Source organism: Pseudomonas sp. UBA7530 (assembly GCF_002479365.1).
GTDB lineage: Bacteria > Pseudomonadota > Gammaproteobacteria > Pseudomonadales > Pseudomonadaceae > Aquipseudomonas.
In genome coordinates this window covers 347,961-368,219 of the sequence record NZ_DLMS01000013.1, presented here as the reverse complement: position 1 = coordinate 368,219, position 20,259 = coordinate 347,961, and the positions used below count along the sequence as shown (strand labels likewise).

The following is a 20,259-nucleotide window of genomic DNA, read 5'->3' as shown; positions in this document are numbered from 1 at the left end:
TATCCCGTAGGGTGGGTTAGCGGCGCCGAATGCCGGACTTCCAAACGCAGATGAACCCAGCGCGCCGCGTAACCCACCAGGCGATCTATCGCGTTGCGCCGATGGGGGGTTACGCCGCACCGGGCTTAGCAACTGATCGATACACGTGACAGGCGGCTAACCCACCCTACGAAACGGTGGCGCCCAGGGCTCGTACCAGCGCGGTCAGTGGTGCTGCATCGTCCTGAATGCGTACGTGCAGGCCATCGATCTCGCGACGCATCGGGTAGTGCTTGCGCAAGCGGTCGAAACTGGCGCGACGAGCATCGGCATCGCCCACCAGGCTACGGCGAAAATCCGCATCGTCGCGGCGCGGATCGTAGACTGCTCGGCACAGGCTGGCCAGGGCCCAGGCCGGGTCGGCGTTGCCGTCGATGCTCAGCTCGCGGAGCCAGGGCGCTGGCAGCAGCTCGGCCAGGCTCACCTGCTCAGGTATGCCCAGCACACGGCAGCAAGCCTGATAGATTTGCGCCGTGCCGCGCAGCTTGCCGTCCAGGCTGTAACCGGCGATATGCGGCGTCGCCAGCTGGCACAGGGCGGCCAGTTCGACATCGGCCTGCGGCTCGCCTTCCCAGACGTCGAGCACCGCCTTCAGATCGGGGCGCTGCGGCAGCAGCGCGCGCAACGCCGCGTTGTTCACCACGGCACCGCGGCTGGCATTGATCAGCCAGGTTCCCGGCTTCAATGTCGCCAGGCGAGTCGCGTCGAACAGATGGCGCGTCGACGCGTCCAGCGGCGTGTGCAGGCTGATCACGTCGCATTCTTCGATGACCCGCTCCAGACTGACGAAATCGCCGCCCTCGGCAGCCTGGCGCGGCGGGTCGCACACCCGCACCTGCCAGCCAAGACCGCGCAACAGCTCGACCAAACGCCCACCGACCTGCCCCGCGCCCACCACCCCATAGACGCGCGCAGCGGGGTCGACGCCCTCGCGCTCGGCCAGGGTCAGCACGCTACCCAGCACGTAATCCACCACACCGCGGGCGTTGCAGCCCGGTGCGCTGCTCCAGGCGATGCCGGCTTCGGCGAAGTAATCGAGATCAAGATGGTCGGTACCGATAGTGCAGGTACCGACAAAGCGGACCCGGCTGCCTTCGAGCAGCGCACGATTCACCTGAGTCACCGAGCGCACCAGCAGCAGGTCGGCATCGCGCACGTCGGCCGCCGTGATGCCGCGCCCAGGCAGGCGGCGGATGCTGCCGAACGCAGCGAAGAATTCATCGAGCAGGGGAATGTTTTCGTCGGCGACTATGTACATGGCAGGCTCCATCGGGCAGGCCGCCATTCTATGCCAGCGTGATCGCCAGCGTCGCCCGCGAGGCGCCCGGCAGAGCCTTACGCCATACTTTCCTGACCGCTGCGTCAAGGCGTAGACTACGCGGTTTCCTGTTATCCCGAAGAGTCGAAATGTCCACCGACACCCGCCTTGGCCGCGTGCGCACGGAACTGCGCAGCCTGCTCATCCTGGCCACGCCCATCATCATCGCCCAGCTGGCGCACACCGCCATGGGCTTCGTCGACACGCTGATGGCCGGGCGCGTCAGCCCGCAGGACCTGGCCGCCGTGGCGCTGGGCAACTCGATCTGGGTGCCGGTGTTCCTGCTGATGACCGGCATCCTGCTGGCCACCACGCCCAAGGTGGCGGAGCGCTTCGGCGCCGGCGAGGAAGCAGCCATCGGCCCACTGGTGCGTCAGGCACTCTGGCTGGCGCTGGCGGTGGGCGGCAGCGCAGCGACGCTTTTGTGGAACGCCGAGTTCATCCTGCGCACCATGGACGTCGACCCGGCGCTGATCGCCCCGGCCATGGGCTACCTGCGCGCCGTGGCCTGCGGTTTTCCGGCGGTGGCGCTGTATCACGTGCTGCGTTGCTGCAGCGATGGCCTGGGCCATACCCGCCCAGCCATGGTGCTGGGCATTCTCGGCCTGCTGCTCAATATCCCGGCCAACTACATCTTCATCTACGGCAAGTTCGGCTTGCCGGCCATGGGCGGCGTGGGCTGCGGCTGGGCGACCGCGCTGGTGATGGGCTTCATGCTGGTCGGCATGCTGGTCTGGGTGAGATGGGCGCCCTACTACCGCGCCAGCGCCCTGTTCGCTCATTTCGAATGGCCACAGTGGACGGTGATCAGACGCCTGCTGAGCGTCGGCGTGCCGATTGGCATCGCAGTGTTCGCTGAAGCGAGCATCTTCGCAGTGATCGCCCTGCTGATCGGCGGGCTCGGCGCCACCGTGGTGGCCGGGCATCAGATCGCTCTGAATTTCAGCTCCATGGTGTTCATGATCCCCTACTCGCTGGGCATGGCCGCCACGGTGCGCGTCGGCCAGGCACTGGGCCGCGGCCAGCCGCGTGAAGCGCGTTTCGCCGCCGGGGTAAGCATGGGCGCAGCGCTGGGTTACGCCTGTTTATCGGCCAGCCTGATGTTCCTGCTGCGCGAGCAGATCGCGCAGATCTACACGCCGGACAAAGCGGTAATCGCCGTGGCCGCGACACTCATCGTCTATGCGGCGCTGTTCCAGTTCTCCGACGCCATTCAAGTCACTGCAGCCGGCGCACTGCGTGGCTATCAGGACACGCGCATCACCATGTTGCTGACCCTGTTCGCCTACTGGGGCATCGGCCTGCCGGTGGGGTATGCGCTGGGGCTGTCCGACCTGTTCGGCGAACCGAGCGGCCCCAGCGGCCTGTGGCAAGGTTTGGTGGTGGGCCTGACCTGCGCCGCGGCGATGCTCATCGTGCGCCTGGCGCGCAGCGCGCGTAAGCGCATTCGCCGGGCCGCCTGAGCCATTGGATAGGCAGGAGATCAGCTCTAGACTGGGCGCATGATTCGACCAGTCCTGCTCCTTTGCTTCCTTCTGCTCGCTGCATGCGGCCCGGCCAACGACGGACTGGCCCTGCAGAGCGACTACCTCCAGCGCTTGCAGCGTTCGCTCGATGCTGCTGACGTCAACGCCTTCGACAGCCGCAGCGTCAGCCAGTACCGCCTGCCGGCACGGCGCGAGCGGCTTGCGGAAATTCCCGAGCTGCGTATCGGCCTGCTCGATCTGGTGATCGACGCGCGGCGCTGTCCGCACCTGCAGCAGTTGATCAGCCAGCGCAACAGCAGCCTGGGCAAGCAGTTGATGCCCAGCCAGCGGCTTGGCTACGAAGGCGACCTGCTGCGCGCCATCGATGACTGCCTGCCGCATCTGCAGGACGACTCCAGCCTCAAGGCCACTCTGCAGCGCCTGGCCAGCGACAAGCGCCAGCAACTGCCAGCAGTGTTCTGGAATGCCCTGAACGGTAGCCCGGAGTTCGAGAACTACCTGCGTTTTGCCGACCAGGCATTGCCGGTCGACACTCAGGAAGACAGTGCCGCCCTGGACGCACTGCAGCGGCTGGGCATCATCGGCGCCGGCCTGCCGGGCCAGCTACCGCCGAGTGCCAAGGAGCTGGAGCCGCTGTTCTTCGCCCTATACGCCAGCGAACAGGGCGGCCAGTTGATCACCAGCCTGGCCAGCCTGCGCCACACCCTCGACGCCGGCAGCGAAATGCTGGAGCAACGCCAACATGGCCGCCCGCTGTGCCCACTGGGCCAGGCGACGCCGCGCGGGCGCATCCTGCAGAACATCTTCGTCAAGTTCTACGCCGGCGGCCTGCAGCCTTATCTGGCACAGGTCGACCAGCGCGGCCAGCAGTGGCAGGCGGCGCTGCTGCAATTGCAGCGTATCGACGGCATTCCGCCAGCCACCCGCGAGCATCTGCAGCGATTGGCGGGCGAGCAGGGTTCGTTATGGCAGGATTTCCGTATGGCCACGGCACGCCACGTCAAGGCCTGGCAGACGCTGCTGAACAGCTGCGGCCTGGCGCCAGGACAGGCGGGTTGGAATAGCGCGAGCTAGCGCACGCTCAGGTAGGGCGGGTGCAACCCGCCAGCCGCGACTAGGCGGGTTGCACCCGCCCTACGGCTTAAATTTACGGACGCAGCCTAATCGGCCTTCTTGCGAATCCAGTACAAATAGGTGCCGTCTTCCTCGGCCTGGCCGAGCAGTTCATGGCCGAGGAACACGCAGAACTTGGGAATGTCACGGCGGGTCGAGGGATCGGTGGCGATCACCTTGAGCAAGCCGCCCGGCGACAGGTCGCGCACCTTGTTGTGCAGCATCATCACCGGCTCAGGGCAATTCAGGCCACTGGCATCGAGCAGGTCATCGTGGTTGAGGGTCAGGGCTTCGGACATAAAGGGCTCCACAGGCAGGCGCGCATTGTCGCGCAAAGCTGATCTAAAGGTCACCTGCGCACAGCCAGCGCGCATGCCGGGTTCAGTTCGTCACCTGCCGTGTCGACGCAGGTGACAGGTCACTTCCTCGCGGTCGTGATACAGCTGCTTGCAACCGATGCTGACCTTGAGGCCGCGCTCGACCAGCCCCGACTCGATGCGATCGAGCAGGCGCCGCACCTCGGCGTAGCGCTGCTTCATAGGCAGTTTGAGATTGACCACCGCCTCGCGACACAGCCCTTCGCCCAGCCAGGTCTCGATCATCGCCGCCGTGCGCGCCGGCTTCTCGACGATATCGCAGACCATCCAGTGCACCGGATGGCGCGGGCGAAAGGTGAAACCATCGGCGCGCTGGTGCACGACGAAGCCGGAATACATCAGGCTTTCGGCCATCGGCCCGTTGTCCACGGCCGTCACACGAATCTCCCGATTGACCAGCTGCCAGGTCCAGCCGCCCGGTGCGGCGCCCAGGTCCACGGCGGTCATGCCGGGCGCCAGGCGCTGATCCCACTGCTCACGCGGGATGAAATGGTGCCAGGCCTCCTCCAGCTTGAGCGTCGAGCGGCTCGGCGCCTCGCGCGGGAACTTCAGGCGCGGAATGCCCATGGGCCACATCGCCTGGTTGTCCGCCTCGGCGATACCGGCGAAGACCTCGCGGCCGCTCTTGAAGGTCAGCAGCAGGCGCGACTTCCTGGCGTCGTCCACCAGCCTGCCGGCCTTGAGCAGCGCCTTGCGCAGCGGCGCCTCGAACTTCTTGCAGAAGGTCGAGACTTCCTTGCCCTCGTTGGTATCCACCACTTCCAGCCACAGGCTGCCGCACACCGGATAGTCGGCCAAGGCTTCCAGCAACACGCTGATACGGTCGCTTTCCGGCAGGCTGACGAACGCACCGCGCGCCCACTGCCGCGGGAAGATCAGCTGATTGAAACGCACGCTACGCATCAGCCGTTCACTATCGGCCGCCTCGCTGCAGACGAACTCGGCGCAGGCGCTGCCGGGCTTGGCCTTGGAGTAGCCGGGCACGTCCAGACGCGCCGCGAGGTCGGTGATCTCGGCGCAAACCTCTCCCTCGAAACCGGGGCGGCAATGCAGAAACAGGGTATTCATCAAAGGGTCTCCATGAGGCGCGCATGATACCCGAGACCGGAACCCAGAGCCGCTAAACCTGTCCAGCTACATATGTGCTGCCCACAGATACGGAGCCGCTGGCCATCGCGTCTCGATGAGATCCGGCCATCCAACACAGGCAGCGCATAGCAACCGATAAAGGATATGCGCTAGCCAGACCGCCCAAGCCGAACTAGCTTGAAGGTCTGCCGCCATCAGACACAGCCCGAACCGTGCGGGCCCAAGGAGATGTGCAATGCCCTCCCTCGATAGCCTGAACTGCCGCCGCGAACTGAAGATCGGCGACGCCACCTACCACTATTTCAGCCTGCCCGAAGCCGCCCAACGCCTCGGCAACATCGACCGCTTGCCCAAGTCGCTCAAGGTGCTGCTGGAAAACCTGCTGCGCAACGAAGACGGCAAGACCGTACAGCCGCAGGATCTGCAGGCTATGGTCGACTGGCTCGACAAGCGCGCCTCCGACCGCGAGATCCAGTACCGCCCGGCGCGCGTGCTGATGCAGGACTTCACCGGCGTGCCGGCGGTGGTCGACCTGGCCGCCATGCGCGACGCCATGGCCAAGGCCGGTGGCGATCCGCAGCGGATCAACCCGCTGTCGCCGGTGGATCTGGTCATCGACCACTCGGTTATGGTCGACCGCTACGCCTCCTCCAGCGCCTTCCACGACAACGTCGAGCTGGAAATGCAGCGCAACGGCGAGCGCTACGCCTTCCTGCGCTGGGGCCAGCACGCCTTCGACAATTTCAGCGTGGTGCCACCGGGCACCGGCATCTGCCACCAGGTCAACCTCGAGTACCTGGCGCGCACCGTATGGACCAAGGAAGAAGACGGCGCCACCCTCGCCTTCCCCGACACCCTGGTCGGCACCGACTCGCACACCACCATGATCAACGGACTCGGCGTGCTCGGCTGGGGCGTCGGCGGCATCGAGGCGGAAGCGGCCATGCTCGGCCAGCCGGTGTCGATGCTGATTCCCGAAGTGATCGGCTTCAAGCTCAGCGGCAAGCTCAAGGAAGGCATCACCGCCACCGACCTAGTGCTGACGGTAACCCAGATGCTGCGCAAAAAGGGCGTGGTGGGCAAATTCGTCGAGTTCTATGGCGACGGCCTTGCCGACCTGCCGTTGGCCGACCGCGCCACCATCGCCAATATGGCCCCGGAATACGGCGCCACTTGCGGCTTCTTCCCGGTGGACGACATCACTTTGGGCTACCTGCGCCTGTCCGGCCGTCCGGATGCCACCGTGCAACTGGTCGAGGCCTACAGCAAGGCTCAGGGCCTGTGGCGCGAGCCAGGCGCCGAGCCGCTGTTCACCGACAGCCTGAGCCTGGACATGGGCAGCGTCGAAGCCAGCCTGGCCGGTCCCAAGCGCCCGCAGGACCGCGTCTCGCTGGGCCAGGTCAGCCAGGCCTTCGACGACTTCGTCGGCCTGCAGCTCAAGCCGAGCGCCAAGGAAGAAGGCCGTATGCTCAGCGAAGGCGGCGGCGGCACCGCTGTTGGCGGCGACAAGCAGAGCGGCGAAATCGACTATGACGATGAAGGTCGCACCCATCGCCTGAAAGATGGTGCCGTGGTGATCGCCGCCATCACTTCCTGCACCAACACCTCCAACCCCAGCGTGATGATGGCCGCCGGCCTGCTGGCCAAGAAGGCCGTGGAGAAAGGCTTGCAGCGTCAGCCCTGGGTCAAGAGCTCGCTGGCGCCCGGCTCCAAGGTGGTCACCGAGTACTTCGACGCCGCCGGCCTGACGCCCTTCCTGGAGACACTTGGCTTCGACCTGGTGGGCTACGGCTGCACCACCTGCATCGGCAACTCCGGCCCGCTGCGCGAGCCCATCGAGAAAGCCATCACCCAGGCCGACCTGACCGTCGCCTCGGTGCTCTCCGGTAACCGCAACTTCGAGGGCCGCGTACACCCGCTGGTAAAAACCAACTGGCTGGCCTCGCCGCCCCTGGTGGTGGCCTATGCGCTGGCTGGCAGTGTGCGCATCGACCTGACCCGCGATGCCCTTGGCACCGGCAAGAATGGCCAGCCGGTCTACCTCAAGGACATCTGGCCGACCCAAAGCGAGATCGCCCAGGCCATCGCCCAGGTTGACACCGCCATGTTCCGCAAGGAGTACGCCGAGGTCTTCGCCGGCGACGAGAAATGGCAGGCCATCGCCGTACCCAAGGCCGACACCTATGCCTGGCAGGGCGACTCCACCTATATCCAGCATCCGCCGTTCTTCGAGAACATCGCTGGCGACCCACCCCGCATCACCGATATTCGCCAGGCGCGCGTCCTCGCCCTGCTCGGCGACTCGGTGACCACCGACCATATCTCGCCAGCCGGCAACATCAAGGCCGACAGCCCGGCCGGACGCTACCTGCGCGACAACGGTGTGGACAAGGCCGACTTCAACTCCTACGGCTCACGCCGCGGCAACCACGAAGTGATGATGCGCGGCACCTTCGCCAACATCCGCATCCGCAACGAGATGCTCGGCGGCGAGGAAGGCGGCAACACCCTGCACGTGCCGAGCGGCGAGAAGCTGGCGATCTATGACGCCGCCATGCGCTACCAGGCCGAAGGCACGCCGTTGGTGATCATCGCCGGCAAGGAGTACGGCACCGGCTCCAGCCGCGACTGGGCGGCCAAGGGCACCAACCTGCTGGGCGTCAAGGCAGTGATCGCGGAAAGCTTCGAACGCATCCACCGCTCCAACCTGGTAGGCATGGGTGTGCTGCCGCTGCAGTTCAATCCAGGTACCGACCGCAACAGCCTCAAGCTGACCGGTAAGGAAGTGCTGGCCATCGAAGGGCTGGAGGGCGTGGAGCTGCGCCCGCAGATGCCGCTGACGCTGATCATCACCCGCGAAGACGGCCAGCACGAGGAAGTCGAGGTGCTGTGCCGCATCGACACCCTCAACGAAGTCGAGTACTTCAAGGCCGGCGGCATCCTGCACTACGTGCTCCGGCAGATGATCGCCAACTGATGGACCTGCCCTGCCGCTCCATCCGGTAGGGCGCTTTTTCCCGTCGGGCCAGGGACGGCCAACGTCGTGACAAAAATGTGACGCCATTCAAAAAGCGTTTACACTCGCGCAAACGGACTCAGCCCTCAACTTCGCCGCTCGTCGGCCGATGACAAGGGCATTACAACGACGGACACCTGCCATGCGTAACAACCAGCCGGTCACTCAGCGTGAGCGTACCTTTCCTGCACAACAACGCCTGATATCCACTACCGACCTCAAGGGGCAGATCACCTACTGCAACGACGCCTTTGTCGAAATCAGTGGTTTCAGCCGCGAAGAGCTGACGCGTGCGCCGCACAATATCGTGCGCCACCCGGACGTGCCGTCGGCCGTGTTCGACCACATGTGGACGACCCTGAAAAGCGGGCGCCCGTGGATGGGTATCGTCAAGAACCGCTGCAAAAGCGGTGATCATTACTGGGTCAACGCCTACGTCACACCGATGACCGAGAACAACCAGGTCGTCGGGTACGAATCCGTCCGCGTCAAACCCACGGCCGAACAGGTACGCCGTGCCGAGGTTCTGTACAGCCGTATCAATGCCGGCAAATCAGCCATCCCAGCCAGCAACCAATGGCTGCCTGTGGTTCAGGCCTGGATGCCCTTCATCCTGGTCAGCCAGATCGGCTTCCTGATCGGCCACTGGATGGGCAGCAACTGGGGCTTCATCCTTGCCGCCCTGCTCTCCGTCCCGCTGGGCCTGGCCGGCATCGCCTGGCAGACCCGAGGCATCAAGCGCCTGCTGCGCATCGCCGAGCAAACCACCTCCGACCCGCTGATCGCGCAGATGTACACCGACAGCCGCGGCGCCGAAGCGCGCCTGGAAATGGCCATGCTCAGCCAGGATGCACGGCTGAAAACCTGCCTCACCCGCCTGCAGGACACCGCCGAACAACTGACCCAGCAGGCGCGTGAAGCCGACAAGCTGGCGCACAACAGCTCCGACGGTCTCGAACGTCAGCGCCAGGAGACCGAGCAGGTCGCAACCGCTGTCAACGAAATGGCTGCGACCACCCTGGAAGTGGCCAGCAACGTTGCCCGTACGGCCATCGCCACCCAGGAAGCCAACCGCCTCACCGACGAAGGCCGCACCATCGCCGCGGAAACCCGCGAAGCCATCCAGCGCCTTTCGCAATCGGTGGGCGATACCGGTGAAACCGTGACCCGCCTGGCCCAGGACAGCAACGAAATCGGCGGCGTGGTCGACGTGATCAAGGGCATTGCCGACCAGACCAACCTGCTCGCTCTCAACGCCGCCATCGAAGCCGCGCGTGCCGGCGAAATGGGCCGGGGCTTCGCCGTGGTGGCCGACGAGGTTCGCTCGCTGGCGCAGCGCACCGCCGAATCCACCGAACAGATCCATGGCCTGATCGCCAAGCTGCAACGCACTGCCGAAGAAGCCGTGTTAACCATGGAAATCGGTCGCAAGCAGGCCGATGAAGGCGTCGAACGCGTTCTCAAAGCCGATCAGGCGCTGTCTGGCATCAGCGACTCGGTCGCCAATATCGCCGACATGGCCAACCAGATCGCCGCCGCAGCGGAAGAGCAGAGCGCCGTCGCCGACGAGATCAACCAGAACATCACCACCATCGCCCAACTGGCCGACCAGACCGCTGGCGAAGCGCAAAGCACCGCCAAGCTCAGCGAAGCCCTGACCAACACTGCACATGGCCAGTACGCTCTGGTCGAACGCTTCAACCGCTGAAACAAGAGGCGCGGCGGCTTAGCCGCTGCGCCTTCTCCGCGCCTCCGTCGCCTGTAGGCGCGAAGTTGTTCGCGATCTTCCTATCCCTTTCGCAGAGCTCATAACAACTGGCTCAAACCGTTCGCCTCGCTCACTGCAACGGCTAAAGCCCGCCTCTTAATTCAATCCCCTAGCAAGCATCCAATGCCCTTCCCACCCGAAGAACACCAAGTTAAAGGCGTAGGCCCGACCGTGCAGCGCCTCGAGCAGATTGGCATCGACTCGCTGCACGAGCTGGCCAGAGCGAGCGTTGGCGATATCGTCACCGCAGTAGCGGGTCAACTTGGCTCCACCTGCTGGAAGAACAGCCCGCAAGCACGCGCAGCTATTCAAGCTGCCATCGATCTGGCCAAATCACGTCAGTAACCACACTTTCATTGCCAAGGAGTCCGGCATGCCTGCACACGAGAAGATCAACTACGTCGAATATCCTTCCCGTAACCTGCCAGCCACCAAGGCTTTCTTCCAGGCCGCTTTCAGCTGGCGCTTCACCGACTACGGGCCCGATTACGCCGCCTTCGCCGACGAAGGTCTGGATGGCGGTTTCTTCAGCGCCGAAATGTCTGCACGCAGCGACAGCGGCAGCGCATTGATCGTGTTCTACAGCGCAAAGCTGGAAGACACCCTGGCCAAGGTCGAGGCTGCCGGTGGGGAAATCGTCAAACCGATCTTTTCCTTCCCCGGAGGCAGACGCTTTCACTTCGTCGAACCGGGTGGCAACGAGTTTGCCGTATGGTCGGAGCCGGACGGTCAATAGTCCCCCCACCGGCCAGCAACCTCCCCTGCCATGTGCAGGCGAGGGCTTGGAATCGACGATGGAGACAATCCGTAACGCTTGAAAGGCGGCGCCTGCAGACCGTTATTTGACCGCCAGCCAGCTCCCAATTAACGTCCCAGCCTTTCCACCCTCGGGCGAGTATTGCCCTCGCCCGAGCCATGGAAAATCTCTGCAGGAATTCAAGGAGGCACAGGATGCGCATCATGGTGATCGGCGCGAGCCGAGGTCTTGGCCGTGCGTTGGTAGAGGGTTTGGCGCAAAGCCACGAGCTGATCGGGATTTCCCGTAGCCGTCCGGCCGATCTGGCCCCGGAGATACGGTGGATCGAAGCGGATATGAGCGATCCGCTGCAAGCTGTGGATGCCATCGAAACCCAGGCACCGCAAAAGCTGGACGCGATCATCTACAACCTGGGTATCTGGGAAGCTCGCGCGTTCGAGGATGATTACAGCTTTCTGCAGGACGACGACGCACAGATTCTCGAGATGGTCAGCGTCAATATCGGCGCGACCTTGCTGCTGCTCAAGCGCCTGCTACCGCGGGTGCTCGGCGGCGCCAAGCCGCAACTGATCCTCACCGGCTCCACCTCGGCCCTACCGCAAAGTGGCCGCCCGGAAGTCACCTTCGGTGCCAGCAAGTTCGCCCTCAAGGGCATCGCCGAGAGCCTGCGCGAAGGCTTTCGCGATCAGCGCCTGGCCGTCACCTGCCTGCAACTGGGGTACCTCAATACCCGGGATGGCTTGCAAACGCCCGTCGAGCAGGCGGCACGAAATGGTGAGGGCCAGTTGATTCCGCTGCACGATGTGGTCGCCCTGGTGCGAACGCTGCTGAACCTGTCCGAGGCCAGTTACGTACGCGAACTGGTGTTGCCTGCCATTGCCGACGAACGTTTCTGAAGCGAGGAAATCGATGCCCGATCTTTCCGTCACCCTGAAGACACCGCGTCTCGTACTGCGCCCTCTGCAAGCGGCGGACGCTCCGGCGCTGTTCGCTATTTTTTCCGATCCGCAGGTCATGCAGTACTGGAATACGCTGCCCTGGGATTGTGAGGCCGTGGCACGGGAATACATCTTTGAGGAGCAGCAGGCCATGCACGATGGCCAGCGCCTGACGCTGGCCATCGTCGACAGGAATAACGCCGAGCTGATCGGCAAATGCCTGCTGTTCAGCTACCACCCGGAGTCACGCCGCGCGGAAATCGGCTTTGGCATTGCATCTTCAGCCTGGGGCAAGGGGTACGTTCAGGAGGCGGCCGGCGAGCTGCTGCGCCACGGATTCGAAACCCTGGAACTCAACCGCGTCGAAGCGGAAATCGACCCGAGCAACGCCGCCTCCGGCCGCGCGCTCGAACGATTGGGATTCAGCCGGGAAGGTCTGCTGCGCCAGCGCTGGATCATCGACGGCCAAGTATCGGATTCGGCGCTCTATGGTTTGCTGAGTGAAAATTGGCGCAGCCGCCATAGTCACCAATAAGTCGTGAGCAACAGGTGAAGCCATGCAGAGAATCGAGCATATCCGCCTTATGGCGCGCTACAACAGCTGGATGAACGATCGGCTCTACACAGCGGCTTCCAGCCTGTCCGACGAACCTCTGAGCGCCGAACGTGGCGCGTTCTTCGACTCGATACTCGGCACGCTCAATCATCTGGTAGTGACCGACCGGATCTGGCTAGGGCGATTCGCTGCGCACCCGGCCGTTTACCAGGCGCTAGCGGCACTCGACACGCTGAACAAACCAGAACGACTGGATCAGCCGATGGCAGCGAATATCCGAGAACTTCTGGTGGTGCGCCAACGACTGGATGCCTGTCTCGAAGCCTTTTCGCAGGAAATTCGCGATGAGCAACTGGATCAGCCGCTGAGCTATCGCAATATGAAAGGTGTGGAAGCGAGAAAGAATTTCTTCGCCCTGCTGATGCACCTGTTCACCCATCAGACGCACCACCGTGGTCAGGCCACTACGCTACTGAACCAGGCGGGTGTGGATGTCGGGGTGACCGATCTACTAGTGTTGATCCCTGAAGAGCTATGAAACCGCAGTAAATGATGCGAGCACTCAAGTATCTGCTGATCACCCTCGGCGCCGCCCTGCTCATGGCGCTGGTGGCACTGCTAATCAACATTGCTGCCCGGGACACGGAGGCAACCTATGAGCTCAGAGGGCGCTACAAGCCCTCCGTCGACGGCAAGACCTACCTGGTCATCGAAGACGATAACGGTGGTCACTGCGGGACACTTTCTGTAGACGGCGCGCCCTGGCCGCACCGCCCCCATGAACCTGGTGAAATAAAGCCGGGGATACGCGCCATCCGTTGCGGCGCAGCGGTTGATCTCGAGATCAAACCCGGCAATATCTACTACTTCGATTACTGGGGACCGTAGAAACCAGAACAGGGAATCGCCGACCGTACAGGAGCTAAGCCAGCCGGTGCGGCTTTACGCCTCTCAGAGTCCGGCCAGCTTCAGCCAGTGCGTATAGAAACCTTCTGCGACACGGTTCAGCGCCCTGACATTCCGGCTCAGGTTTTCGCGCATCTCATCAATGCTCTGCTGACTGGGCTGGCTGGCATCGAGCAGGTGCGCCCAGTCGTCGAGCCAGCGCTGGATCAGCGCCTCGGTCATTTCCGGGTGCCCTTGCAGCGCCAGTACCTTGTCACCCCAGGCGAACGCCTGGTTGTCGCACCAGCGGCTGCTCAGCAGAGGCTGCGCCCCTTCCGGCATGGCGAAGGTGTCGCCATGCCACTGGAAGATGCTGAACGACTCGGGCAAATGTGCCAGCCAGGGACTGCCGGCTGACTCTGAGCGACGCTGCATGAGCTGAAAACCGGCTTCGGTGTAGGGCATACGGCGCACGCTGGCGCCGAGCGCCCTGGCCAACAACTGGCCGCCCAGGCAGTGGCCGATGATGGGAATATCGCGCGCGATCAAGCGTTGCAGCGCAGCCAACTCGTCGGCAATCCAGGGCAGCGGGTCGTTGACGCTCATCGGTCCGCCCATCACGGCGACCGCCTTGGACTGCTGCAGGTCGTAGCCGTGCAATTCGCCCAGGTCGACGCGCAGCACGTCGAAGCTGCAGCCACGCGCCTGCAGCACCTGCGCCAGGTGGGCTGGCGGGCAATAATCGATATGAGTCAGGATCAGAACATCAGCCATGAGCACCTCCGCCGCGCAGTCTGCGCGAGAAGAAGTGGCGAGTCGAGCTAGGCTGGGGTTGAAGCCATCGGCCGGACAACCGGCCGATGGTCTGTGGTGAATGCCGCTGCATTCGCCCTAACGCATGGCTGACGCTTTCACCTCCTGCGTGACGCCCCAGCCGTCCATCTTGCCGCCCAACGGGACGACGATGGACTCCAAGTCATGTTCAAATTCGCCGATACCGGCATGGGTGGCGTACATCACTTTGCTGATCTGCAGGTGCCAGACGCCGTCCTCGCGGGCGGATATCTGGGCGTTGAGCGACTCGCCGCGAAAGTTTCTGGCGGCCATTCTGGCCCGTTCTTCGTCGGGGAAGATGGCGTAGAACTCGATCGGGTGAAACTGGGCGAAGTCGAATCCCCCTTCTTTCATCCGACGCAGCACAGAAGTGCTGGAGTCTTCGTGGAAGGCTGTGCTCATAAACGACCCCCTCTCAGGCTATGGATGGATAAACCGCTTTCCCATTGCGACCGCCCTGCGGACGGTGTCGCGACCCCTATCGGGCATCTCTAAAAACGGCTTTCTAGAGAGTTCCAGTTGGTGCCGCCCCGAGAATCGAGCAGGTGCTCGATGTGTCTACTGCAAGCGTATCGACGACTGCCCGGCAGAGCGCCAGGCGGAAACCGTCTCTTCAAGGGTAGTCGCTGAACGAGGGTTTGGCGTCAGATGGAAAGCCTTTGTGACAAAGCCGGCGACCAGCGGCAATTGGCCAGCGTAAACCACAAGGCTCGAACGAGCGGCTCTACGCTCCGCTAGCAGCCCGCTGGAGAGCCTGCCCACTCACACGCCCCGCTCACGGAGAAAGCCCACCACACGGGCGATGGCGTAATCCGCAGCGCGCAGCACGCCGACATGCGCCTGGAATACGTGCCACAACCCCGGATAGCGCTCCAGGCGCACGGCCACTCCGGCCGCCTTGGCGCGCTCGGCCAGACGCAAGCTGTCATTGAGCAGCAACTCGTCTTCGCCCACCTGGATCAACGTCGGCGGCAAGCGGCTGAGGTCGGCGAACAGTGGTGACATGCCCGGGTCGTTGCGCGGCAGGTCGGGCGGGCAGTAGAGCTCGGCGGCCTGTTCGATCCAGCGCGGGTGAATCAGCGGATCGCCGGCGGGCGGCTCTTGCATGTGCTCGCCAGTGAAATCGGTGACCGGCGAGAAGCACACCAGCGCGGCCGGCGCCGGCAGGCCGAGCTCGATGATGCGCAGGCAGCCGACCAGGCTCAGGTTGCCGCCAGCCGAATCGCCACCAATGGCGATCTGCTGCGGCCCATGGCCCGCTTCCAGCAGCGCCTGGTAAGCGGCCACCACATCATCGCGCGCCGCCGGATAGGGATGCTCCGGCGCCAGGCGATAGTCCAGCGCACAGACCTCCAGGACGCCGCGCTTGGCCAGGCTGGCGCAGATGCCGCGATGGGTATCCGGGCCACCGATCATGAAGGCGCCGCCGTGCAGATAGAGCAGCACGCTGCCGCTGCTGACAGGTGGCCGATGCCATTCGCAGGGCCGCCCGGCCAGGGTCGCGGCGCTGCGGCTGACCCCGCGCGGCGTCAGGGTGATGGCGGTGAGCACGCGCAATATGCGGCGCTGCGCCGACACAGGCATCGGCGGCCGCACTAGGCCGCGAAAGAACAGCCACAGAAAGCCGCGCAACAGGCCGCGCAGCAGCATTTGTTCGGCGGCTGGGGCTTTGAAATCAGCGGACGCAGTCATAGTCGGCAAGCTCCGGAGTGCGGGTCATGAGTCGATAGGTGAAGGTGAAACCCGGCCAGTTATTGGTGTTCTTGCCGGTAGCGGTCTTGTACCAGCTGTCGCAGCCCCGCTCCCATATTGTTCGATGAGTCGCCTGTTGCAGGCCGGCGTTGTAGTTGCGTTGCACCGCCGGGCGCAGATCGAGATAGCGCAGCCCCTGCTCGCGCAGCGCGCGCAGACAGCCCAGCACATAGGCGTACTGGCTCTCAAGCATATAGAGAATGGAGTTGTGCCCAAGGTTGGTGTTCGGCCCATAGAGCAGGAACAGGTTGGGAAAGCCACTGACGCTAATACCCTTGTAGGCCTCGGCGCCGTCCTTCCAGGCCTGGTTCAGCTCCACGCCATTTAGGCCGCGAATACGCATCGGCGCGAGGAAATCGGTGGCAGTGAAACCGGTGCCGTAGATCAGCACGTCGCAGGGATGCTCACGACCATCAGCGGTGACCAGAGAATGTTCGCGCACCTCGCTAATCGCCGAGTCGACGATCTCGACATTGGCCTGCGCCAACGCCGGGAAGTAGTCGTTACTGATGAGGATGCGCTTACAGCCCATGGGATAGTCCGGCTGCAACCGCGCTCGCTTGCCGGCATCGGGCAGTTGTCGCCGCAGATGGCGAGTGAAGCTGTGGCGAAACAGGCGCATCAGCCAGGGAAAGCGGATGAACGCCAGCGCACGGCCCTCGTGATGCAGGTATTGCAGCAGGCGGTCGGCGCGTTGCCACAGAGGGAAACGCTGTTTCAGGGCGATCTCCCAGGCGCGGTAGACGCGATCAGGCTTGGCCAGCACATAAGCGGCCGAGCGCTGGAACAGGTGCAGGCTGGCCACCTTCGGCTGGATCTGCGGCACGAACTGGATCGCCGATGCGCCGGTGCCGATCACCGCCACGCGCTTGCCGGTCAGGTCGAGATCATGGCGCCAGCGCGCCGAGTGAAAGGCCTCGCCGCGAAAGTGCTCCAGGCCAGGCCGCTTCGGGTAAGCCGGCCGATTGAGCTGGCCACAGGCGCTGACCAGCGCCTGCGCCTCGACCACCTGGCCGCCAGCCAGTTCGACCCGCCAGACGCCCCGCTCGGCATCGAATTCGGCGCCGAGCACTTCGCTGTTCAAGCGGATATGCGGGCGCAGCCGGTTTTTCTCCACGCACTGCAGGATGTAGGCGTGGATTTCCGCCTGTGGCGCGAACTTGCGCGACCAGTCGTGCTTGGGCTCGAAGGAGAACGAATACAAGTGCGAAGGCACGTCGCAGGCGGCGCCTGGGTAGCTGTTGTCGCGCCAGGTGCCGCCGACTTCGGCAGATTTTTCCAACAGCAGGAAGTCGTCGTCACCGGCCTTGCGCAACTGCATGGCCAGGCCCAGACCGGCAAAACCGCTGCCGATGATCAGTACGCGCCAGGGCGTGTTCGTACGGGGGTTGTTATTCATTGTGGTCTCCCCGACCGTGTATGCCGAGGAGCAGATGCTACTTGCCGCGACACGCCCCGGTTATGGCATAGTCGGCCAGGGTATTGTGATTTTCGGACAATCTATGTCAGCACCCTGGCCCGCGCGACGCAGCATCACCAGCATTCAGCTACTGACCCAGCTAGGCCTCGATCTCGGCCTGAGCCTGGATAGGTGCCTGCACGAAACGGGGCTCAGCCCCGTGCAACTGGCCAGCCCGAACGGCGAAGTCGAAGCCCGGCGCGAGTTACGGCTGATCAGCAACCTGATCGGCGCGCTACCTGCAGTCGAAGACCTTGGTCTGCAGGCCGGCCGGCGTTACCACGTGACCAGCTATGGCGCCTGGGGCTACGCCATTCTCAGCAGCGCCACGGTACGCCAGGCCGCCGAGCTGGGCCTGCGCTATCACGGCCTGACCTACGCGTTCACCCGCATCAGCCTGAGCGTGGATGACGCTGTCGCCAGCCTGCACTTTGATGACAGCGCCCTCCCGCCGGCGCAGCATGACTTCATCGTACAACGCGACATGCTCGGCGCCCTGGTGGTGGTACGCGAGCTGCTCGGCAGTACGCTGCGATTGCTGGACGTGGAACTGCGCCAGGCCGCGCCGGCCGATCTCTCGCCTTTCATCGCCGCCTTCGGCCAGACGCCCCGCTTCGGCGCGGCGGGCAATCGAATGGGATTTGCCGCCGAGTTGCTGGACAACCCGCTACCGCGGGCCAATCCAGAACTGGTCAAGGCCTGCGAGCAACAATGCCAGGCATTGCTGGCGCGTCATCGATGGCACCAGGGTCTGGCCGGGCGCGTGCGCGAGTTGCTGCTTCAATCGCCAGGACAGATTGCCGATATGGAGCGCATAGCAGAGCGCCTGCACCTGAGCAGCCGTACCCTGCGGCGGCGCCTGATCGAAGAAGGCACCCGCTTCCGCACCTTGCAGGACGATGTGCGCCAGGCCCTGGCCGAAGAGCTGCTGGCTGCCGGCGGCCTGAGCCTGGAGGAAATCGCCGAGCGCCTGGGTTATGGCGAGCTGTCGAACTTCATCCATGCCTTCAAGCGCTGGAAAGGCATTACGCCAGGGCGCTATCAGCGCGGGGCGGTCGGCTGAACCGCTACCCCTTGCGCCGCCCGGTCGCCTCCAGTGCCAGCAAGCGCATATCGGCCTGGGCCAACAGGGCCAGGCGCTCGTGCTTGTCCAGGCGCTTCCAGCCCTTGATTTCCTGGCGGCTGCGGCCGCAGCCCAGGCAGATGTCCTTTTCGAATTCACAGATCTTGATGCAGGGGTTCTTGCTCATTGCGTCTCCTAGACCAGGACGGGTCGGATGCAGGCAAGAATAAAGGTCTGGGTAAGCGAGCGTGATTGAAGGATTCGATACCCGGCTTAAACGTTGTCAATGCAACGGCTGATCGCCATCCAGTTCGCTTTCGACTGGATCGCCCTCGCTCTCCTCGACCAGACGCAGGTCATCGAAGTCGGTCTTGAGCCCTTGTTCCATGTCGTCGAGTTCGGCCAGCAAACTGCGGAAGCTGGTTTCTTCGCGCGGCTCGGCGGTCTCGCCTTCCTCCTGCAACGCCAGGTCGGCGCGCGCCTGCAAGCCTGCCGGCACTTCCGCGTCGTCATCCAGCGCCAGCTCCGGTTCGGGCTCCAGTTCGCGCAGGGCTGCGAGCGGCGGCAGTTCGTCGAGACTCTTCAGGTTGAAGTGATCGAGAAAGCCCTTGGTGGTGGCGAACATCGCCGGGCGACCCGGTACGTCGCGATAGCCCACCACGCGAATCCACTCACGTTCCAACAGCGTCTTGGTGATATTGCTGTTGACCGCCACGCCGCGCACGTCCTCGATCTCGCCGCGCGTGATCGGCTGGCGATAGGCGATCAGCGCCAGGGTTTCCAGCAGCGCACGGGAATAGCGCTGCGGGCGTTCCTCCCAGAGCCGGCCAACCCAGGGGGCGAAGCGTTCGCGGATCTGCAGGCGATAGCCCGAGGCCACTTCCTTCAGCTCGAAGGCGCGGCCCTCGCAGGTTTGCCGCAGAATCTCCAGCGCCGCCTTGAACTGCGCCGGCTCGGGCCGCTCGCCCTCTTCGAAAAGCTCGAAAAGACGTTCGAGCGATTGCGCCTTGCCGGAGGCCAGCAGAAAGGCTTCGAGCAACTGGGCCAGGTCTTTGGGGTCGTTCAGGTTCATTCGGCACGGGCTCGGACGTGAATGGCGGCAAACGGCTCATTCTGCACCAGCTCCACCAAAGATTCCTTGATCAATTCGAGCACCGCCATGAAGGTCACCACCACGCCGAGCCGCCCCTCTTCGGCAGCGAAGAGCTCGACGAAAGGCACGAACGCCCCGCCCTTGAGGCGTTCCAGCACTTCGCTCATACGCTCGCGGGTGGACAATGCCTCGCGGGTGACCTGATGGCTTTCGAACATGTCGGCGCGGCGCAGCACTTCGGCCATCGACAGCAGCACCTCTTCCAGGCTGACGTCCGGCAGCAGCTTGCGCGCCCGGGCCTCGGGAGCGTCCAGCTTGGGTACGGTCACGTCGCGGCCGACGCGCGGCAGTTCATCGATGCCTTCGGCAGCGGCCTTGAAACGCTCGTACTCCTGCAGGCGGCGGATCAGCTCGGCGCGCGGGTCGTCCTCTTCTTCCTCGGCCTCGGCCGAGCGCGGCAGGAGCATGCGCGACTTGATCTCGGCGAGCATGGCGGCCATGACCAGGTATTCCGCAGCCAGCTCCAGGCGCACGGATTTCATCAGCTCGACATAGCCCATGTACTGCTTGGTGATCTCGGCCACGGGAATATCGAGGATGTCGATGTTCTGCTTGCGAATCAGATAGAGCAGCAAATCCAGCGGCCCCTCGAAGGCTTCGAGGAAGACTTCCAGGGCATCCGGGGGAATGTAAAGATCCAGCGGCAACTCGGTGA

Annotated in this window: 20 protein-coding genes and 1 pseudogene; 11 read left to right on the top strand and 10 right to left on the bottom strand. The window is 64.0% G+C overall.

The window, feature by feature from the left end; translation table 11 throughout:
- Positions 1-166 precede the first annotated feature (166 nt).
- Entirely contained in the window at positions 167-1,297 is a 1,131-nt protein-coding gene (gene pdxB / locus B2U07_RS22320; RefSeq protein WP_275546109.1) for a 4-phosphoerythronate dehydrogenase PdxB, read from the bottom strand.
- A 149-nt stretch (positions 1,298-1,446) separates the two neighbouring features.
- On the opposite strand from pdxB, the gene B2U07_RS22315 reads away from it, so the two are divergent.
- Both B2U07_RS22315 and B2U07_RS22310 read left to right on the top strand, forming a co-directional pair.
- Positions 1,447-2,820, top strand: coding sequence for an MATE family efflux transporter (locus B2U07_RS22315; protein ID WP_296277966.1), 1,374 nt, complete (start codon positions 1,447-1,449; stop codon positions 2,818-2,820).
- Between the two features lie 39 nt (positions 2,821-2,859).
- Positions 2,860-3,918 (top strand): DUF3080 domain-containing protein, encoded by a 1,059-nt coding sequence (locus B2U07_RS22310; protein WP_275546111.1) that lies wholly within the window; start codon positions 2,860-2,862, stop codon positions 3,916-3,918.
- Positions 3,919-4,004: 86 nt separating this feature from the next.
- On the opposite strand, the gene tusA is transcribed toward B2U07_RS22310, so the two are convergent.
- Both tusA and rlmM read right to left on the bottom strand, forming a co-directional pair.
- A complete protein-coding gene (tusA, locus tag B2U07_RS22305; RefSeq protein WP_003460892.1) occupies positions 4,005-4,256 on the bottom strand; it encodes a sulfurtransferase TusA in 252 nt (83 codons plus the stop codon).
- 90 nt (positions 4,257-4,346) lie between these two features.
- Complete coding sequence (rlmM, locus tag B2U07_RS22300) at positions 4,347-5,402, bottom strand: 23S rRNA (cytidine(2498)-2'-O)-methyltransferase RlmM (protein ID WP_197856576.1); 1,056 nt, start codon at positions 5,400-5,402, stop codon at positions 4,347-4,349.
- Between the two features lie 256 nt (positions 5,403-5,658).
- Between rlmM and acnA the strand changes: the two genes are divergently transcribed.
- The 8 genes from acnA to B2U07_RS22260 all read left to right on the top strand — a co-directional run bounded on the left by acnA (position 5,659) and on the right by B2U07_RS22260 (position 13,346).
- Positions 5,659-8,400, top strand: a complete 2,742-nt coding sequence (acnA, locus tag B2U07_RS22295) for an aconitate hydratase AcnA (RefSeq protein WP_275546112.1) — start codon at positions 5,659-5,661, stop codon at positions 8,398-8,400.
- Between the two features lie 181 nt (positions 8,401-8,581).
- Entirely contained in the window at positions 8,582-10,147 is a 1,566-nt protein-coding gene (locus B2U07_RS22290; RefSeq protein WP_275546113.1) for a methyl-accepting chemotaxis protein, read from the top strand.
- Positions 10,148-10,330: 183 nt separating this feature from the next.
- Entirely contained in the window at positions 10,331-10,552 is a 222-nt protein-coding gene (locus tag B2U07_RS22285) for a helix-hairpin-helix domain-containing protein (protein WP_275546114.1), read from the top strand.
- 28 nt (positions 10,553-10,580) lie between these two features.
- Positions 10,581-10,943 (top strand): VOC family protein, encoded by a 363-nt coding sequence (locus tag B2U07_RS22280; RefSeq protein WP_275546115.1) that lies wholly within the window; start codon positions 10,581-10,583, stop codon positions 10,941-10,943.
- Between the two features lie 215 nt (positions 10,944-11,158).
- Entirely contained in the window at positions 11,159-11,860 is a 702-nt protein-coding gene (locus tag B2U07_RS22275; protein ID WP_275546116.1) for an SDR family oxidoreductase, read from the top strand.
- Positions 11,861-11,873: 13 nt separating this feature from the next.
- The gene (locus tag B2U07_RS22270) at positions 11,874-12,437 is read left to right on the top strand and encodes a GNAT family N-acetyltransferase (protein ID WP_275546198.1); all 564 of its coding nucleotides are present in this window, start codon (positions 11,874-11,876) and stop codon (positions 12,435-12,437) included.
- 22 nt (positions 12,438-12,459) lie between these two features.
- Positions 12,460-12,996 carry a DinB family protein gene (locus B2U07_RS22265; RefSeq protein WP_275546117.1) on the top strand — a complete coding sequence of 179 codons (537 nt, stop codon included), beginning with the start codon at positions 12,460-12,462 and terminating at the stop codon, positions 12,994-12,996.
- A gap of 11 nt (positions 12,997-13,007) precedes the next feature.
- Entirely contained in the window at positions 13,008-13,346 is a 339-nt protein-coding gene (locus B2U07_RS22260) for a hypothetical protein (protein WP_275546118.1), read from the top strand.
- A gap of 63 nt (positions 13,347-13,409) precedes the next feature.
- On the opposite strand, the gene B2U07_RS22255 is transcribed toward B2U07_RS22260, so the two are convergent.
- The 4 genes from B2U07_RS22255 to B2U07_RS22240 form a co-directional block, all read right to left on the bottom strand.
- On the bottom strand, positions 13,410-14,117 hold the full coding sequence (locus B2U07_RS22255) for a type 1 glutamine amidotransferase (RefSeq protein ID WP_275546119.1): 708 nt from the start codon (positions 14,115-14,117) through the stop codon (positions 13,410-13,412).
- Positions 14,118-14,234: 117 nt separating this feature from the next.
- Positions 14,235-14,579: a ribonuclease E inhibitor RraB gene (locus B2U07_RS22250; RefSeq protein ID WP_024307795.1), complete on the bottom strand. Its 345-nt coding sequence runs from the start codon at positions 14,577-14,579 to the stop codon at positions 14,235-14,237.
- A 360-nt stretch (positions 14,580-14,939) separates the two neighbouring features.
- Positions 14,940-15,869, bottom strand: a complete 930-nt coding sequence (locus B2U07_RS22245; protein WP_296277958.1) for an alpha/beta hydrolase — start codon at positions 15,867-15,869, stop codon at positions 14,940-14,942.
- Positions 15,853-17,328 carry a flavin-containing monooxygenase gene (locus B2U07_RS22240; RefSeq protein WP_296277957.1) on the bottom strand — a complete coding sequence of 492 codons (1,476 nt, stop codon included), beginning with the start codon at positions 17,326-17,328 and terminating at the stop codon, positions 15,853-15,855. Before B2U07_RS22240 ends, B2U07_RS22245 begins: the two co-directional genes overlap by 17 nt.
- A gap of 103 nt (positions 17,329-17,431) precedes the next feature.
- Between B2U07_RS22240 and B2U07_RS22235 the strand changes: the two genes are divergently transcribed.
- Positions 17,432-18,451 (top strand): AraC family transcriptional regulator, encoded by a 1,020-nt coding sequence (locus tag B2U07_RS22235; protein ID WP_296277955.1) that lies wholly within the window; start codon positions 17,432-17,434, stop codon positions 18,449-18,451.
- A gap of 4 nt (positions 18,452-18,455) precedes the next feature.
- Here B2U07_RS22235 and B2U07_RS22230 read toward each other — a convergent pair whose 3' ends face one another.
- From B2U07_RS22230 to B2U07_RS22220, 3 genes and pseudogenes are all read right to left on the bottom strand, one after another.
- Positions 18,456-18,638 carry a DUF1289 domain-containing protein gene (locus B2U07_RS22230; protein WP_197856588.1) on the bottom strand — a complete coding sequence of 61 codons (183 nt, stop codon included), beginning with the start codon at positions 18,636-18,638 and terminating at the stop codon, positions 18,456-18,458.
- 108 nt (positions 18,639-18,746) lie between these two features.
- Positions 18,747-19,523 (bottom strand): annotated as a pseudogene (gene scpB, locus B2U07_RS22225) (SMC-Scp complex subunit ScpB); the annotation flags it as partial.
- Positions 19,520-20,218 carry a segregation and condensation protein A gene (locus B2U07_RS22220; protein ID WP_275546199.1) on the bottom strand — a complete coding sequence of 233 codons (699 nt, stop codon included), beginning with the start codon at positions 20,216-20,218 and terminating at the stop codon, positions 19,520-19,522. The pseudogene scpB and the gene B2U07_RS22220, both read right to left, overlap by 4 nt.
- Positions 20,219-20,259: the final 41 nt, after the last annotated feature.